The following is a 17,122-nucleotide window of genomic DNA, read 5'->3' as shown; positions in this document are numbered from 1 at the left end:
GATGGCGCGATTGATATCCGGATATCATGCTGGCCATGATTCCCATCTCATTGCCATCGGCCAATTTTTACCTGCTGCTTTTGTTCGGCATGCTTGCCGGCGTCGCGCTGGGCGTGTGGGCCCTGGTGCTGGCCATCAGCGCCAGCCATCGCCGCACCGTCCGCAAATATTGGAAGACGTCGGCCGCGTTGTTCGTGGTGCTGGCGGTGCCCTTTGCGTTCTTCGCCTGGGTGCAGATCATCATCGGCCAGATCGAACGCGAGAGCGAACGGGCCGAGGCTGCGCGCAATGTCACGCTGGAACAGGCAAGCACAGTGGGTGGCGTGGCCATGCCCGCCGGCACCCGCTTGAAATTGCAAGACGAAGGGCAGTGGGAAACATATGTGGCGGCCGAATTCCCGGCGCCCACCCCGATCTTCGGGGTGCAAGCCACACTGGCGCGCCGCTATCTGGATGCCGAATACGAAAAAGAAACGTACGCGCTGATCCGCCGGTATCCCCGCAGCATCATCCTGAAAGGCCAAGGCGATCAGGCCGTGCTGGGATGGCGCTGTGACAGTACGCACGACATCGAATTCGATACCCAGCCCGACGGCACCATGAAGGCCTTGGACCAATGCCGCCTGGGTACCGGCAACAACGTCGACGGCATGGCCATTCACGCGGGCTCGGTGCTATATGGCTCGACCGGTACGGTGTACGTGGATGGCTCGACCGACCCTGACCGCTGGCGCATTGAAGTGAAGGACCCCGTGGCGGTCAAGGTATTCGGGCTGATGTTGAGCGAGCCCAGGATTTATCTGGATGCCGACCGCCATCTGCTGCGCGTCAGCGATTCGGAGCTTGCCTGCCGGGTACGGTTCGGCGGCTTTGACTACGCCGAGGGCACGCAGGTCAAGACCATCAGGCGTGTGATTGATGGGCAGCGGGAACCCTTTCCCGGCGTGCTCGTGTTCAGCCCGTCATCGGGGCAGGTGGCCAAGCGGGAAGGCCATGCGGACGTGCCGCCGGGCATGTCCGTCATGCAGGCGTTCGATGGAACCTTGCTGGGCATCGTCACGAACGATGAGGTCGGCGTCTTCAAGTTTGCAACGTTCAGCGTTGGCGACGAAGCACCGAGCGCACCGGCTCGGGCGCGCTGTCCTCAGTAGCGGCGCGGCGCTTGCACGGGCGCACCGCCGCAGCAGGGCAGTTGCACCCGCCGCGCCTACACGCTGATATGGCGCGCCATCAGCACCGCGAACAGCGGCAGGAAGATAAACAGGTGTGATTCGATCATCACCCAGCGACGCACGCGCTTGATCTCGGGCAGCGTGGGCACGAAGCCAGCCTGTTGGCGCGACTGTTTTGCCCAACGGAAAATCGCCAAGGTGGGCGGGATCGAACAGAGCGCGATGATGACGAACAGCGTGATCTTGGCGTGAAACCACGGGCTGCTCATGTAGAACGCCGCGCCCTTCGCGCCCTGCGTCAGGCGCAGCAGACCGGTAATCAGCACCAGCACGGCGCTGACGCCGTAAAGACGGTCGTAGATCACCAGGCGCTTGACGCCCGCGGCGGTCAGGTCCGGGCGTAGCAATACGGCTTCGGCGGTCAGCACAACCACCAGTACAAATATCGCAAGGTAATGGAACCAGGCGTATAGCGCGTCGGCCAGCATGTCGTCTCCAGGGTAGGGGTGAAGCATGGTTTTACCATTGGCCGGTGGCGGCGCGTGGTGCGGTGGATATAAAAAAAACGCACCGGGGCGATCAGCCGGCGCCGTCGAAAAGACAGCATGAAAAAAGGCGCCCCGAAGGGCGCCTTTTGCGTCAGGACAAGCGCGGTATCAACGGCGCTTCTTGGCGGCGTCGGCGGCTTCCTGCTGCGCGTCCACAACGGCCAGCGCCGTCATGTTGACGATACGGCGCACGGTGGCGCTGGTCGTCAGGATGTGCACCGGGCGCGCGGCGCCCAGCAGGATCGGACCCATCGCGACGCCATTGCTGCCCGTCATCTTCAGCATGTTGTACGTGATGTTGCCGGTGTCCAGGTTCGGCATGACCAGCAGGTTGGCGCGACCCTTGAGCGTGCTGTCCGGGTAGGCCAGCACACGGATCTTTTCCGACAAGGCGGCGTCGGCGTGCATTTCGCCGTCTACTTCCAGATCCGGCGCGCGGTCTTGCACCAGCTTGCTGGCGGCGGCCATCTTCTTGGACGATTCCGTGACGCGGCTGCCAAAGTTCGAATGCGACAGCAGGGCGATCTTCGGCACCACGCCAAAACGCAGCATTTCGTCCGCGGCCTGGATGGTGATGTTGGCCACTTCTTCCGCCGTCGGGTTTTCGTTGACGTGGGTGTCGGTGACGAACAGCGTCTGGTCGGGCAGCATCAGCACGTTCAGCGCGGCGTACGTCTGGCCTTCTTTCTTGCCGATGATTTCGTCGACGTACTTGAGCTGGTTGTCGTACTTGCTGGCCACGCCGCACAGCAGCGCGTCCGCGTCACCGCGACGCAGCAGCATCGCGCCGATCAGCGTGTTGTGCTTGCGGATCATCGCCTTGGCGATGGCCGGCGTCACGCCTTCACGGCCCTTGAGCTGGTAGTACGCATTCCAGGTTTCGTTAAAGCGGCTGTCGTCTTCAGGGTCGACAATTTCGAAGTGCTCGCCGGCCACCAGGCGCAGGCCGGCCTTGTTGATGCGCATTTCGATGACCGACGGGCGGCCGATCAGGATCGGGCGCGCCAGTTTTTCGTCGACCACGGTTTGCACGGCGCGCAGGACGCGCTCGTCTTCGCCGTCGGCGTAGATGACGCGCTTGGGCGCCTTCTTGGCCTGGGCGAACAGCGGACGCATCAGCTGGCCCGAGTGGTACACAAAGCCCATCAGCTTCTGGCGATAGGCCTCGATGTCTTCGATGGGGCGGGCGGCCACGCCGGAGTCAGCGGCGGCTTGGGCCACGGCCGGCGCAATCTGGAAGATCAGGCGGGGGTCGAAGGGCTTGGGGATGATGTAGTCGGGGCCGAACGACAGTTCCTGGCCGGCGTAGGCGCGGGCCACTTCATCGTTTTGTTCGGCTTGTGCCAGCTCGGCAATGGCCTTCACGCAAGCCAGCTTCATTTCTTCCGTGATGCGCGAGGCGCCGGCGTCCATGGCGCCGCGGAAGATGAACGGGAAGCACAGCACGTTGTTGACCTGGTTCGGGTAGTCCGAACGGCCGGTGGCGATGATGCAATCCGGGCGGGCGGCCTTGGCCACTTCCGGGCGGATTTCCGGTTCGGGGTTGGCCAACGCCAGGATCAGCGGACGGTCGGCCATGGTCTTGACCATGTCGCCCGTCAACACGCCGGAGGTCGAGCAGCCCAGGAACACGTCGGCGCCGTTGACCACATCGGCCAGCGTGCGCGCGTCGGTCTTTTGCGCGTAGCGCTTCTTGTTGGCTTCCATGTTTTCATCGCGGCCGTCCCAGATGACGCCGCGCGAGTCCACCACATAGATGTTCTCGCGCTTGACGCCCAGGTGCACCAGCAGGTCCAGGCAGGCGATGGCGGCAGCGCCCGCGCCCGAGCAAGCCAGCTTGACCGCGCCGATGTCCTTGCCCACGACCTTCAGGCCGTTCAGGATGGCGGCCGACGAAATGATGGCGGTGCCGTGCTGATCGTCATGGAAGACGGGAATCTTCATGCGCTCGCGCAGCTTCTTCTCGATGTAGAAGCACTCGGGCGCCTTGATGTCTTCCAGGTTGACGCCGCCCAGCGTGGGTTCCAGCGCCGCGATGATGTCGACCAGCTTGTCCGGATCGTTCTCGGCCAGTTCGATGTCGAACACGTCGATGCCGGCAAACTTCTTGAACAGGCAGCCCTTGCCTTCCATGACCGGCTTGGCGGCCAGCGGGCCGATGTTGCCCAGACCCAGGACGGCGGTGCCGTTGGTGATCACGCCCACCAGGTTGCCGCGCGAGGTGTACTTGGACGCCGCGTCTTCACCCTGGTCGAAGATGGCCATGCAAGCTGCCGCCACGCCGGGCGAGTAGGCCAGGGACAAGTCGTCCTGGTTGGCCAGCGTCTTGGTCGGCACGACCGAGATTTTGCCGGGGGTGGGATAGGCGTGGTAATCCAACGCCAGTTTGGTAAGAGTTTCGTCCATGGGATCGGGGCCTCTGAGGCACTAACTGAGAAAGAAAACGGGATGAAAAGCGAAGATGACAAACGGCGGGCTCGCGGCCCGCCGGTTTCTTTGCGAAATGCTTAGGGAACACCCGTATTTCACCAGAAAGCGCGGGCGCTTGGTTGTTGCAGTGCAGCGATCAGGCGGGTTTGGTCAAAAACCCGTCGGATTTATTTGAAGCTGCACGGAAGCCGGCGATGCCTTTGCTGAAGGCGCGGGCACGCGCTTCGACGCGGCCGCCGTAGCCCGTAGCCCGTACCCGTACCGGTTTGTGCCTCGTCTACAACTCCCAGGGCGGCGTCTGGCGCGTGCCCGCGTTCAGGCGCTGACGCAGGGCGTCGGCGTCTTCCTGCCGGCCCAGGCTGTCCAGCGCGTACAGCACGATCCAGTCGGCGCTGACTTCGAAGAAGTCGCGCAGTTGCGCGCGGGTGTCGCTGCGGCCGAAGCCGTCGGTGCCCAGCGTGCGGTATGGCGCGGGCACCCAGGCGCGGATCTGTTCAGGCACGGCGCGCACATAGTCGGTGGCGGCAATCACCGGCGCGTCGCTGCCGCCAAGGCAGGTGCGAACCCAATCCGCGTCGTCGGCGGCTTCCAGGCCCAGGACGCGGGCGCGTTCGGCTTGGCGGCCATCGCGGGCCAACTCAGAAAAGCTGGTCACGCTCCAGACCTCGGCATCCACGCCGTAGTCAGCGTGCAGCCGGTCGGCCGCCATGTCGGCTTCGCGCAGCATGGGCCCGGCGCCCAGCAGCCGGACCTGTGCCTGTACGCGCGCGGCCCGCAGCCGGTACATGCCGCGCAGGATGCCGACGCGCACGGCGGGGTCGGGGGGCATGTCGGGCTGCGCCAGGTTTTCGTTGGTGACGGTCAGGTAGAAGAATTCGTCGTGCTGCTCGTCCAGCATGCGGCGCATGCCGTGTTCGACGATAACGGCCACTTCAAACGCATACGCGGGATCGTAGGCGCGGCAGTTCGGCACGGCGGCGGCCATGATGTGGCTGGAGCCGTCCTGATGTTGCAAGCCTTCGCCGCCCAACGTGGTGCGGCCCGACGTGGCGCCGATCAAAAAGCCGCGCGTGCGCTGGTCGGCGGCGGCCCAGATCAGGTCGCCGATGCGCTGGAAGCCGAACATCGAGTAATAGATATAAAAGGGCAACATCGGCAAGCCGTTGACCGAATAGCTGGTGCCCGCCGCCGTCCACGACGAAATCGCGCCGGCTTCGGTAATGCCTTCCTCAAGGATTTGCCCGTCGCGCGCTTCGCGGTAATACAGCACCGAGCCGATGTCCTCGGGTTCGTACAACTGGCCTTGCGCTGAATAGATGCCGATCTGCCGGAACAGGTTGGCCATGCCGAAGGTGCGGGCCTCGTCAGCCACGATGGGTACGATGCGCGAGCCCACCGTGGCGTCTTTCAGCAGCCCGGTCAGCATGCGCACGATGGCCATGGTGGACGACATTTCCTTGCCGTCGGCGGCCAGCGCAAAGCGCGCCCACTGTTCAACGGCGGGCGGCGCCAGGCGTGGAGATTCGGTGCGACGGCGGGGGATGTGGCCGCCCAGCGCCGCGCGGCGGGCTTGCAGGTGGCGCAGTTCGGCGCTGTCTTCGGCCGGGCGGTAGAACTTCAGGGCCAGGCAGTCGGCATCTGAAATGGGCAAGGCAAAGCGGTCGCGAAACGCCAGCAGCGCTTCGTCGTCCAGCTTTTTTTGCTGGTGCGTCGTCATCTTGCCCTGGCCCGCGGCGCCCATGCCGAAACCTTTTTTCGTCTGCGCCAGAATCACGGTGGGTTGTCCGCGATGCTGCGCGGCGCGGTGATAAGCCGCATGGATCTTCACCATGTCATGGCCACCGCGATGCAGGCGGTCGATGGCTTCGTCGGTCCAGTCGGCCACCAGCGCCGCCAGTTCCGGGTTCTGGTTGAAGAAGTGGGCGCGGTTGAAGGCCCCGTCATTGGCGGCAAAGGTCTGGAATTGCCCGTCGACCGTGTTGGCGAAGGCTCGGGCCAGCGCGCCGTTGGTGTCGCGGCGAAGCAGGGCGTCCCAGTCGCTGCCCCACACCAGCTTGATGACGTTCCAGCCGGCGCCGGCGTACAGGGTTTCAAGTTCGTCGATGATGCGGCCGTTGCCGCGTACCGGGCCGTCCAGTCGTTGCAGGTTGCAGTTGACGACGAACACCAGGTTGTCCAGCTTTTCGCGCGCGGCGAGCGTCAGCGCGGCGATGGATTCGGGTTCGTCCATTTCGCCGTCGCCGAAAATGCCCCAGACCTTGCGGTCGCCGGGGGGCGCCAGCGAGCGGTGTTCCAGGTAGCGCATGAAGCGCGCCTGGTAAATGGCGTTGATGGGTCCGATGCCCATGGACCCTGTCGGGAACTGCCAGAAGTCCGGCATCAGCCAGGGGTGCGGGTAGGACGACAACCCGCGCAGGCCGCGCGCGGTGGCGGTGATTTCCTGTCGAAAATGCGCCAGATCGTCTTCGCCCAGAAAGCCTTCAAGGAAGGCGCGGGCGTACACGCCGGGCGCGGAGTGCGGCTGCATGTAGACCAGGTCACCCGGGCCGTCGGCGGTTTGCGCGCGGAAGAAGTGGTTGAAGCCGACTTCGAACAAGTCGGCGGCCGATGCATAGCTGGCAATGTGGCCGCCAAGTTCCCCGTGCGCCTGGTTGGCACGCACGACCATGGCCAGCGCGTTCCAGCGGTTGATGCGGGCGATGCGTTCTTCAACGGCCAGGTTGCCGGGAAAAGGCGGTTCCTGGTCGGCCGGTATCGTGTTCAGGTAGGCGGTGCGCGTCTGGCTGTTGGCGCGCAGGCCCAGGGACGCGGCATGCCCCAGCAGGCTGTCCAGCACGTAGCCCGCGCGGCTTGCTCCGTCCGCGTCGACCAGTGATTGCAGGGCGTCGCGCCATTCGGCGGTTTCAGCCGGGTCGGCATCGGTGGGGTGGTCATGTCCCGGGGCGGGGTGGCTTGCGTCACGCATGGGGTGTTGTCTCCTGTTATCGCTCCATCCTAGACCTGTGTGGATGGCATGAGTCATCAAATTGCGGGGAAGACGCCGTGAATTTCAGCATAATATTTTGCGGATATTTCCAATGCCGGCAGCTTCTGCGGCGTGCATGCGCTTACTCGTGGTGACCACTGGGTGGACGCCAAAGCGCTAGAATGCGCGCTTTATTCGCATTCATAACGGGAGACTTCAATGACCCAACCCGTCAGCGTCCCGGCAAATGTCACGCTTCCCGAGCTTACGTTCCGGGGCATTTTGCTGGGCGCCCTGATCACCGTGATCTTCACGGCGTCGAACGTCTTCCTGGGGCTGAAGGTGGGCCTGACGTTTTCGTCCGCGATTCCGGCAGCCGTGATTTCGATGTCGGTGTTGCGCCTGTTCAAGGACGCGAACATCCTGGAAAACAACATGGTGCAGACGCAGGCTTCCGCGGCCGGCACCTTGTCTTCCATCATTTTCATCCTGCCCGCGCTGGTCATGATGGGCCACTGGCAAGGCTTTCCTTTCTGGCAGACGCTGGGCATCTGCGCGGCAGGCGGCATGTTGGGCGTGATGTTCACGATTCCGCTGCGCCACGTCATGGTGGTGCAAAGCAATCTGCCGTATCCGGAAGGCGTGGCGGCGGCCGAAATCCTGCGCGTGGGCAGTGCCGAACGCGCACAAGATGCGGCGGACGATGCCCAGGCAACGTCGGGTCAGCCGGTGACCAATACCGCTACCAAGCCCGTGGCGACCGGCATGGGCGACATCGTCGCCGGGGGCCTGGTGGCGGCGGCGGTCAGCTTTGCGGCCAGCGGCTTGCGGGTGCTGGGCGATAGCGTCAGCGGGTGGTTCGCCCTGGGCGGCGCGGTGTTCCGGTTGCCCATGGGCTTTTCGTTGGCCTTGCTGGGCGCGGGTTACCTGATCGGCATCGTGGCGGGCCTGGCCATGTTGACGGGGCTGATCATCTCGTGGGGCATCGCCGTGCCGGTGTTGACCGCGATGGGCGACATGCCGGCCGGCCAATCGCTGGCGCAATACGCCACCGGCCTGTGGGCGTCGCAAGTGCGCTTCATTGGCGCGGGCGTGATCGGCGTGGGCGCCATCTGGACGCTGGCAACCCTGTTCATGCCGATGGCGCGTGGCGTCAAGGCCTCGTTCTCGGCGCTGACCAGCGCGGGCGCGGCCCGTGCCGGCAAAGCGCCTCGTACCGAACGCGACTTGTCGGCCGGCTGGATTTCAATAGTGACGCTGGTGCTGGTGGCGGTGTTGGTGGTGACCTTCCAGGTGTTCCTGTCGGGCGCGCCCGTGTCGGCCGCCGCCGTCTGGAAGCTGGTGGCGTACGCGGTGCTGTTCGCCTTTGTGTTTGGGTTTCTGGTGGCGGCCGCTTGCGGCTACATGGCGGGTTTGGTCGGTTCGTCGACCAGCCCGATTTCCGGCGTGGGCATCGTGGCCATCGTGTTGGTGTCTTTGTTGATGCTGACGTTGGGCGGCGAACTGCTACAGGCGCAAAACGGCGTGCAGATGGCGATTGCGTTGTCCATTTTCAGTACGTCGGCGGTGGTGGCCGTGGCTTCCATTTCCAATGACAACCTGCAAGATCTGAAGACCGGCTGGCTGGTTGGCGCCACGCCATGGCGCCAACAGGTAGCCTTGCTGATTGGCTGCGTGGTGGGCGCGGCGGTGATTTCACCCGTGCTGGAACTGCTTTACAACGCCTACGGCTTTGCCGATGCGATGCCACGCGCGGGCATGGACCCGGCGCAAGCCTTGTCCGCGCCGCAGGCCACGCTGATGCTGGCGATTACGCGTGGCATCTTCACGCACCAACTGAACTGGACGATGATCCTGATCGGCATGGCGGTGGGCGTGGCGCTGATCGTGGTGGACGAAATCCTGAAGCGCACCTGCCGCGTGGCACGCATTCCGGTGTTGGCCGTGGGCATCGGGATCTATCTGCCGCCCACGGTGGCCGCGCCAATCGTGGCCGGCGCGGTGCTGGCGTGGTTGCTGGAACGCGCGCTGCGTCGTCGCGCCGCCGCGGCGGGCAGGCCTTACGAGCAATTCGCCGACGCCGCGAACCGGCGTGGCGTGTTGATTGCGTCGGGCTTGATCGTGGGCGAAAGCCTGGTGGGGGTGTTGATGGCCGGCATCATTGGCGCGGCGGGTACGGATGCGCCGCTGGCCATCGCGGGCGAGGGCTTCGCGGTGACGGCGTCGTACCTGGGCTTGGCCGTGTTTGTATGGGTGGCGGTGCTGTTCTGGCGGCGCGTGATGCGGCTGGCCTGAGCCGCGCCATGGGCATTGAGACGGGCGCGTCGCGACGCGCCCGCCGCTGCCCGCCATCAAATCAATGTTCCTCGGCCTGCAAGGCCGCCGCGATGATGGCGCGGCGGTCGTGCGTCGCGCCGTTCAGGAACAGGTTCAGCAGTACGGCCGACAGCGAGGCCAGCAAGATGCCCGATTCGATCAGGGTGTGCAGCGAATGCGGCATCCACTGTTTGAAATTGGGCGCGATCAGCGGCACCATCCCGATGCCGATCGACACGGCCACGATCATGGAGTTGTGGCGGTTGCCCTTGAAATCCACGCCAGACAGAATGCGGATGCCGGTCGCCGTTACCATGCCGAACATGACGATGCCCGCGCCGCCGAGCACCACGGTGGGCAACGATTCCACCAGCGCGGCCATCTTGGGCAGCAAGCCCAGCACCAGCAGGATGATGCCCCCCGCGACGCACACGAAGCGGCTCTTCACGCCGGTTACCGCAACCAAGCCCACGTTCTGCGAAAAGCTGGTGTACGGAAACGTGTTGAAGATGCCGCCGATCAAGGTGCCCAGCCCGTCCGTGCGCAGGCCGCGCGCCATGTTCTGCTGACTGATTTCGCGTTCGGTCATTTCCCCCAGCGCCAGAAACATGCCCGCCGATTCGATCATCACGACGACCATGATCAACGCCATGCTCAGGATCAACATGGGGTCGAAACGGGGCATGCCGAAATGGAAGGGCAGCACGATGTCGAACCAATCCGCCTGGCCGATTTTTTCGAACGTCATGATGCCGGTGGCCGATGCCACGATGGCGCCGATGACGATGCCCAGCAACACCGAAATGTTGGCGATGAAGCCCTTGGTGAATTTCACGATCAGCAGGATCGACGCCAGCACCAGCACGGCAATGCCAAAGCCGGTCAGGTCGGCATAACGCGGGTTCGGCATCGACGGCATGATGGCGAAGCCCTGCGGCACGGGCGGGATGGCGCTGCCCGGTGAGGTGACGTCGGCCAGCCATTTGGCATAGATGGGGTCGACGATGACGGGGGCGGTGGGGCCGGACGGGTTGCCGAACACCCAGTTGATGCCGACGCGCATCAACGTAATGCCGATGACCGTGATGATGGTGCCCGTGACCACGGGCGGGAAGAACCGCAGCATGCGGCTGATGACCGGGGCGATCAAAATCGAAATGATGCCGGCCCCGATGATGGTGCCGAACAGTAGCTGCGCGCCGCCCGGACCCGGGTTGGCGTTGGCCATCGCGACCATCGGCGCCACGGCCGCGAACGTGACACCCATCATGACGGGCAGCTTGATGCCGAACCACTGCGTGGCGCCCAGGGTCTGGATCAGCGTGACCAGCCCGCAACAGAACAGGTCGGCCGAGATCAGCATGGCGACTTCGTCTGGCGTCAGGTTCAAGGCGCGGCCGACGATCAAAGGCACGGCCACCGCGCCGGCATACATCACCAACACATGTTGCAGGCCCAACGCCGCGAGTTTGCCGGTAGGCAGGCGTTGGTCGACGGGATGGAGGTCTTGAGACGCGCCGGACGGCGCGGGCGATGCAGCCTGCATGGGAGTGTCTCCTGGCGGAGTGGGATGTCGGTCGGAAAATCCTGAAAAGCGTTCTTGTGTACGAGGAATGTATACAGGTATGCGCGGTCCTCGAAATGGAGGAAAACCCGCATCATATAAACATGTTTAGTTACGTTATGTAGGAATTGTCGCAGCTGGGCCGCGCGATGGGGCAGGAGCCCCGCGGCCCCCGCCCCGATCCGGCGCGATCAGGCCGGTGCCAGCAGGTCGGCCAACGTGCGCGCAATCACCTTGGTGGCGCGGCGCAGGTCTTCCAACACGACCCGTTCGTCGTTGCGTTTGGCATGGGATTCCAGCACGGTGCGCGGCCCGGCGCCGTAGATCACCCCGGGAATGCCGGCTTCGCCGTACAGGCGCACGTCGGTGTACAGCGGCGTTCCCATGGCCGGGATCGGTTCGCCGAACAGCACTTCGCCGTGTTTCTGGATGGCGTCGATCAGCGGCTGGTTGCCCGGCAGCGGACGCATCGAATTGGCCAGCAGCAGGCGCTTGATGTCGATGGTGATGCCGGGGGTGGCGGCAGCGGCTTCCTGGATGATCCGGCGGATGTCTGCTTCCACTTCAACGGCGTTTTCTTCGGGAATCATGCGGCGGTCCAGCTTGAAGCTGACCTTGCCGGGCACCACGTTCGTATTGGTGCCACCTTCAATGCGTCCGACATTCAGGTACGGGTGGCTGATGCCGGGCACGTCGGACGTGACGTTCTGGTACAGCGCGTTCTGCGCATACAGCGCGTTCAGGATCTTGACCGCGCCTTGCAGCGCGTCCACGCCCGTGGACGGAATGGCGGCGTGCGCCATTTTGCCGTGTACCGTCACTTCCATTTGCAGGCAGCCGTTGTGCGCGGTGACGACCTCGTAGCTGAAGCCCGCGGCAATCATCAGGTCGGGCTTGGTCAGGCCTTGCGACAGCAGCCAGCCGGGGCCCAGCAAGCCGCCGAATTCTTCGTCATAGGTGAAGTGCAGTTCGACCGCGCCGTGGTTGGGCTTGGCCACCGCTTCCAGGGCGCGCACCGCGTAGGTAAAGCTGGCGAAGTCGCTTTTGCTGACCGCGGCGGCGCGCCCGTACAGGCTGCCGTTTTCGATTTCGGCACCGTAAGGGTCGTGTTGCCAGCCGTCGCCCGGGGGCACGACGTCGCCGTGCGCGTTCAGCGCGATGCGCCGGCCAGGGCCGTATTCGCGCCGCACGATCAGGTTGGTGATGGATTGCATGCCGTAGTCCTGCACCGCTTGCGCGGGCACGGGGTGCGCTTCGGCCTCAAGGCCCATTTCCTTGAGCAGTTCGGCGGTGCGCACGGCGTGCGGCGCGTTATTGCCGGGCGGCGTGTCGGTGGGCACTCGCACCAGCGATTGCAGGAAGCTCACCTGCTCGTCGAAGTGGGCGTCGATCCAGGCGTCTAGTCGGGCGTAATCGGTCATGGCGTTAGCGTTTGATGTCGTTGGCAAGGTCGTCCAGCAGGTGCTGCATGGCATGCGCGGCCAGCTGGATGTCGTCGCGGGTGGTGGATTCGCGGGGGTTGTGGCTGATGCCGTGGTTCTGGCCGCGCACGAACAGCATGGCCTGCGGCATGACTTCGTGCAGCTTCATGGCGTCGTGCCCGGCACCGCTGGGCATGCGGTGCAGCGGCACGCCCAGCGCGTCGACGGCGCGTTCCCAACGCTGTTGCCAGGCAGGGTCACTGGGCGCGGCGGCGGCGCGCATGGTTTCTTCAAGCGCATAGCGCAGGCCCCGGCGCGTGCAGATGGCGTCAAGTTCGGCCAGCACGTCATTGACCAGCGCGTCGCGTTGCGCATCGCTGGGCGCGCGCAGGTCCAGGCTGAAGCGGCATTCGCCCGGCACGACGTTGATGGATCCGCTGGGCACTTCCAGCATGCCGATGGTGCCTACCGAATCGCCATCGCGCGCGGCGCGTTGTTCGACATACAAGGCCAGTTCGGCGGTGGCGGTGGCGGCATCGCGGCGGCGGTTCATCGGCGTGGTGCCGGCATGGCAGGCCATGCCGAAGATCTGTGCCTGATAACGCACGCTGCCATTGATCGATGTGACGATGCCCAGCGGCAGTCCCATTTCATACAGCACCGGGCCTTGCTCGATATGGACTTCGACAAACCCTAGATAGCGCGCCGGGTCGCGGCGCAGCTTCGGAATGTCGTCAATGCACAGGCCGGCATGCAGCATGGCGTCGCGCATGGTGACGCCTTGCGCGTCCTTCTGGTCCAGCCATTCGGGCTTGAAGTCGCCAATCAAGGCGCCGGAGCCCAGGAAGGTGGCGCGGTAGCGCTGGCCTTCTTCTTCGGCAAAGCCGATGACTTCCAGGTGATAGGGCAGGCGGCGACCTTGTCGATGCAGTTCACGCACGCAGGCCATGGGCACGAAAATTCCCAGGCGGCCGTCGTATTTGCCGCCATTGCGCACGGTGTCGTAGTGGCTGCCCGTCATCAATGTGGGGGCGTCGGGCTGCTGGGCACGATAGCGGCCCACCACGTTGCCGACGGCGTCGATTTCAACTTCGTCAAAGCCGCAATCTCGCATCCAGTGCGAGATGCGCTGCGCGCAGGCGCGGTGCGCTTCGGTCAGGTACGTGACGGTCAGCTGGCCTTTTTCGGCGTAACCGGGATCGCTGTGGATACTGAGCCGTTCCTGCCAGTCCCAGATGTCGTTGCCCAAGGTCAGGTCGCGTCCGAACTTGTCGGTCAGGCGAATTTCGACGATGCGATGGATATTGCGCAGCGCTTCTCGGATTTCGACGTCGGGCGGGTTATCCAGCCGGCGCGCAAATTCGTCGATGATCTGCTGGCGCGACAGGCCCGTGCCGCGCGCGCCGCGCACGGCCAGAATGAACGGAAAACCGAAGCGCGCGTTGTAGTCGTTGTTCAGCTTTTGCAGCCGCGCCAGTTCGTCGGGCGAGCAATGCGTAAGTCCCGCCTGATCCTGTTCCTGGGTGGATTCGGCGGTCAGGCTGTTTTGCTGCATGGCGCGCCCCGCCAGTTCCGGGTGCGCGCGGATCAGCGCCAGTTGTGCGTCGATATCGGCTTGATCCAGCACGTGGCGCAACTGATCCTGCAAATGCGCCAGCGACCGAAAAGGCCGGGCGGCGAGCGCCTGGCGGGCAATCCACGGCGAATGTTCGTACAGGCCGTCCAGCATGGCCAGCGCCGCGTCGGGCTCGGCGGCATTGAGTTGTTCCAGCGTGTGGGGCATGGTCGGTGCGCTCAACGGTTGGGAAGATAGGGGTGGGTGGCCTTCCAGTGCCGGGCGATGTCCAGGCGGCGGCATACCCAGACGCGGTCGTGGCGGGCAATGTGGTCCAGAAAGCGCTGTAGCGCCGTGATGCGCCCCGGGCGGCCCAGCAGCCGGCAATGCATGCCGATACTGAGCATCTTGGGCGCTTCGTCTCCTTCGGCGTAAAGCACGTCGAAGCTGTCCTTCAGGTACTGAAAGAAGGGGTCGGCGTGCGAATAGCCTTGCGGCAGCGCGAAGCGCATGTCGTTGCAGTCCAGCGTATAGGGCACGATCAGTTGCGGGACGACGGCGCCGTCGCTCTTTTTCACCTGCATCCAGAAGGGCAGGTCGTCGCCGTAGTAATCGCTGTCGTATTCGAAGCCGCCGTAGTCGGCCACCAGTCGGCGCGTGCGCGGGCTGTCGCGCCCGGTGTACCAGCCCAGCGGGCGGCTGCCTGTCAGCTGGGTGATGGCTTCCATGCCCAGGCGCATATGTTCGCGTTCGGTGGCTTCGTCCACGTTCTGGTAATGCACCCAGCGCCAGCCATGGCAGGCAATTTCGTGGCCCAGTTCCGTGAACGCCGCCGTCAGTTCGGGGTGGCGCTGTAGCGCCATGCCGACACCAAACACGGTCAAGGGCAACTGCCGCTTTTCAAATTCGCGCAGGATGCGCCAGACGCCGGTGCGCGACCCGTATTCGTAGATGCCTTCCATGCTGAGATGGCGGTCGGGGTAGCTGGCCGGGTTGAACATTTCCGACAGGAATTGTTCAGAACCCGCATCGCCATGCAGCACGCTGTTTTCGCCGCCTTCTTCGTAGTTCAAAACGAATTGCACGGCAATGCGAGCCCGGTCGGGCCATTGCGCGTGGGGCGGATTGCGGCCGTAGCCGATCAGGTCGCGGGGGTAGGGAAGCGTGGAGTCGTAGGTGTTCATGAATAGAGCGGGCATGGAGCCTGGAGGCGCGCGCAGCAGTAAGGAAGAGAATTCAGGTGGCCAAGCGCGGATGAACGGACGGTTTCATGATGGGCTAAACAATAGCTGGAAAGCAATTAGCTGTATACAATTTATGTACATCATTAAGGATAACCATGAGACCGCCCCGCAGCCTTCGGGGCACACAGGAGACAACATGGGACTGACCACGCACGTACTCGACACCATGCACGGTTGCCCGGCCCAGGGCATGTCCGTGGCGCTATACGCCACACGCGGCGAATCCGCCACCTTGATCCAGCAATTCACGCTGAACCAGGACGGCCGCAGCGCCAAGCCCTTGTTTGCCGAGGCGGACTTGAAAGTGGGTACCTACAGACTGGTGTTCGACGTTGCCGCCTACTTCCAGGCGCGCGGCGTTGCCTTGCCCGAGCCCAACTTCTTGAATCGGGTCAGCCTTGACTTCGGCGTGGCGCATGCGGACCAGCACTATCACGTGCCGCTGTTGGTCAGCCCCTGGAGCTATTCCACGTATCGGGGCTCGTAAGCGGCAAGGCCCCCTCATCTCAGGGTATTCCTGATGCCACAGCGGTTGCGCGCGCATAGCCTTGTGAACAAAACCTGCATACAATTTCGTCCATCCTGATCGCAGCGGTGCGGGGCACTTTAGCCTTGTGCGCGATCTATCTTCTGCTTACAGCGCCCGCGGTGGTAGGCAGTGCGGCGGAGCCTATCAAGGCCCGCCCACTGCGGGGGCGTGGATGGAAAGTTACTACCTGGATTGGGTCAACCTGTTGCTGCGTTGGGCCCACATCATTACCGGCATCGCATGGATCGGCACGTCGTTCTATTTCGTGATGCTGGACAACAGCCTTGAAAAACCGCAAGACGCCGAATCGCTCGCCAAGGGCGTGGGCGGCGAGCAATGGGCCGTGCACGGCGGCGGTTTCTACAACATGCAGAAGTACGCGGTGCAGCCCAAAAAGCTGCCCGAACATCTGCATTGGTCGTTCTGGGAAAGCTACAGCACCTGGCTGACCGGCTTTGCGCTGTTCACCATGTCGTACCTGTGGAACGCCAGCACCTACCTGATAGACCGGTCAAAAATGGACTGGCAGCCCGGCACCGCCGTGGCCGTCGCGCTGGCGTTCTTTGTGGTGTTCTGGATGGTCTACGACGGCATCTGCCGCCTGTTCGGGCGCGGCAAGCACGGTGACACGATCGTGGGGGTGCTGGTGGCGGTGTTCATCGCCCTGGCGTCCTGGCTGGCCTGCCACTGGTTCGCGGGCCGCGCGGCGTTCTTGCTGGTGGGCGCGATGATGGCCACCACCATGAGCGGCAACGTGTTCTTCTGGATCATCCCTGGGCAGCGCAAGAACGTGGCCGCGATGCGGGCGGGCAAGCCCGTCGACCCCGTCCATGGTCAGCGCGGCAAACAGCGCAGCGTGCACAACACCTACTTCACGCTGCCGGTGGTGTTCACCATGATGAGCAACCACTACAGCTTTACCTATACCCATCAGTACAACTGGATCGTTCTGCTGCTGATCATGCTGGGCGGCGCGGCGATCCGGCAGTTCTTCGTGGTGCGCCATCGCTTCAAGCTGGGCAACGCGCGCAACCCGCTGCCGTATGTGCTGCTGGGCGTGGCGGTGCTGGGCTTGACCATCGTGTGGATGCGGCCCGCGCCCGCGGCGGCCTCGGCGGCGGTGGCCGCGCCCGCCGAGGTGGCGTTTGCGGAAGTACGCCATGTATTCGACCAGCGGTGCCTGCTATGCCACGGCGCACAGGTGCAGATGAAGAACGTGCGCCTGGATTCCGTTGAGCAGATCGCGGTTCACGCCCAGGCCGTATACCAGCAAGTGGTGGTGTCGAAAATCATGCCGATGGCTAATTCCACCGGCATGACCGACGACGAACGCGCGTTGATTGGCGCGTGGTTTCAGGCCGGCGCAAAAACCCGGTAG

At 64.1% G+C, this 17,122-nt stretch carries 11 protein-coding genes; 4 read left to right on the top strand and 7 right to left on the bottom strand.

The window, feature by feature from the left end; genetic code table 11:
• The first annotated feature begins 35 nt into the window (after positions 1-35).
• Positions 36-1,151 (top strand): hypothetical protein, encoded by a 1,116-nt coding sequence (locus tag AC0Z35_RS15490; protein WP_485132345.1) that lies wholly within the window; start codon positions 36-38, stop codon positions 1,149-1,151.
• Positions 1,152-1,207: 56 nt separating this feature from the next.
• Here the strand turns inward: AC0Z35_RS15490 and AC0Z35_RS15485 are convergent, their stop codons facing one another.
• The 3 genes from AC0Z35_RS15485 to mdeB all read right to left on the bottom strand — a co-directional run bounded on the left by AC0Z35_RS15485 (position 1,208) and on the right by mdeB (position 7,115).
• Complete coding sequence (locus AC0Z35_RS15485; protein ID WP_120154341.1) at positions 1,208-1,660, bottom strand: DUF2214 family protein; 453 nt, start codon at positions 1,658-1,660, stop codon at positions 1,208-1,210.
• A gap of 168 nt (positions 1,661-1,828) precedes the next feature.
• Positions 1,829-4,126 (bottom strand): NADP-dependent malic enzyme, encoded by a 2,298-nt coding sequence (locus AC0Z35_RS15480; RefSeq protein WP_046802663.1) that lies wholly within the window; start codon positions 4,124-4,126, stop codon positions 1,829-1,831.
• Positions 4,127-4,427: 301 nt separating this feature from the next.
• Entirely contained in the window at positions 4,428-7,115 is a 2,688-nt protein-coding gene (gene mdeB / locus AC0Z35_RS15475) for an alpha-ketoglutarate dehydrogenase (RefSeq protein ID WP_485132346.1), read from the bottom strand.
• A gap of 219 nt (positions 7,116-7,334) precedes the next feature.
• Here mdeB and AC0Z35_RS15470 point away from each other — a divergent pair, with 219 nt between their 5' ends.
• Positions 7,335-9,410: an OPT family oligopeptide transporter gene (locus tag AC0Z35_RS15470; RefSeq protein WP_485132347.1), complete on the top strand. Its 2,076-nt coding sequence runs from the start codon at positions 7,335-7,337 to the stop codon at positions 9,408-9,410.
• 61 nt (positions 9,411-9,471) lie between these two features.
• On the opposite strand, the gene AC0Z35_RS15465 is transcribed toward AC0Z35_RS15470, so the two are convergent.
• From AC0Z35_RS15465 to puuE, 4 genes are all read right to left on the bottom strand, one after another.
• A complete protein-coding gene (locus AC0Z35_RS15465; RefSeq protein WP_046802666.1) occupies positions 9,472-10,977 on the bottom strand; it encodes a nucleobase:cation symporter-2 family protein in 1,506 nt (501 codons plus the stop codon).
• A gap of 209 nt (positions 10,978-11,186) precedes the next feature.
• On the bottom strand, positions 11,187-12,416 hold the full coding sequence (locus tag AC0Z35_RS15460) for a M20 family metallopeptidase (RefSeq protein ID WP_485132348.1): 1,230 nt from the start codon (positions 12,414-12,416) through the stop codon (positions 11,187-11,189).
• Between the two features lie 4 nt (positions 12,417-12,420).
• Positions 12,421-14,199 carry a 2-oxo-4-hydroxy-4-carboxy-5-ureidoimidazoline decarboxylase gene (uraD, locus tag AC0Z35_RS15455; RefSeq protein WP_485132349.1) on the bottom strand — a complete coding sequence of 593 codons (1,779 nt, stop codon included), beginning with the start codon at positions 14,197-14,199 and terminating at the stop codon, positions 12,421-12,423.
• An 11-nt stretch (positions 14,200-14,210) separates the two neighbouring features.
• Positions 14,211-15,155 (bottom strand): allantoinase PuuE, encoded by a 945-nt coding sequence (gene puuE / locus AC0Z35_RS15450; protein ID WP_046802668.1) that lies wholly within the window; start codon positions 15,153-15,155, stop codon positions 14,211-14,213.
• Positions 15,156-15,351: 196 nt separating this feature from the next.
• Here puuE and uraH point away from each other — a divergent pair, with 196 nt between their 5' ends.
• Positions 15,352-15,702, top strand: coding sequence for a hydroxyisourate hydrolase (gene uraH, locus AC0Z35_RS15445; protein WP_314361084.1), 351 nt, complete (start codon positions 15,352-15,354; stop codon positions 15,700-15,702).
• A 214-nt stretch (positions 15,703-15,916) separates the two neighbouring features.
• Complete coding sequence (locus AC0Z35_RS15440) at positions 15,917-17,122, top strand: urate hydroxylase PuuD (protein ID WP_485132350.1); 1,206 nt, start codon at positions 15,917-15,919, stop codon at positions 17,120-17,122.

The organism is Achromobacter sp. 1L-A-4-B-C2 (assembly GCF_057291955.1).
This window is presented reverse-complemented; position numbering and strand designations above follow the sequence as displayed.

What these genes read in the sequence shown, in the direction of transcription:
- AC0Z35_RS15490 (WP_485132345.1), top strand. Translation starts at nt 36, where the DNA reads ATGATTCCCATCTCATTGCCATCGGCCAATTTTTACCTGCTGCTTTTG.
- AC0Z35_RS15485 (WP_120154341.1), bottom strand. Translation starts at nt 1,660, where the DNA reads ATGCTGGCCGACGCGCTATACGCCTGGTTCCATTACCTTGCGATATTT.
- AC0Z35_RS15480 (WP_046802663.1), bottom strand. Translation starts at nt 4,126, where the DNA reads ATGGACGAAACTCTTACCAAACTGGCGTTGGATTACCACGCCTATCCC.
- mdeB (WP_485132346.1), bottom strand. Translation starts at nt 7,115, where the DNA reads ATGCGTGACGCAAGCCACCCCGCCCCGGGACATGACCACCCCACCGAT.
- AC0Z35_RS15470 (WP_485132347.1), top strand. Translation starts at nt 7,335, where the DNA reads ATGACCCAACCCGTCAGCGTCCCGGCAAATGTCACGCTTCCCGAGCTT.
- AC0Z35_RS15465 (WP_046802666.1), bottom strand. Translation starts at nt 10,977, where the DNA reads ATGCAGGCTGCATCGCCCGCGCCGTCCGGCGCGTCTCAAGACCTCCAT.
- AC0Z35_RS15460 (WP_485132348.1), bottom strand. Translation starts at nt 12,416, where the DNA reads ATGACCGATTACGCCCGACTAGACGCCTGGATCGACGCCCACTTCGAC.
- uraD (WP_485132349.1), bottom strand. Translation starts at nt 14,199, where the DNA reads ATGCCCCACACGCTGGAACAACTCAATGCCGCCGAGCCCGACGCGGCG.
- puuE (WP_046802668.1), bottom strand. Translation starts at nt 15,155, where the DNA reads ATGAACACCTACGACTCCACGCTTCCCTACCCCCGCGACCTGATCGGC.
- uraH (WP_314361084.1), top strand. Translation starts at nt 15,352, where the DNA reads ATGGGACTGACCACGCACGTACTCGACACCATGCACGGTTGCCCGGCC.
- AC0Z35_RS15440 (WP_485132350.1), top strand. Translation starts at nt 15,917, where the DNA reads ATGGAAAGTTACTACCTGGATTGGGTCAACCTGTTGCTGCGTTGGGCC.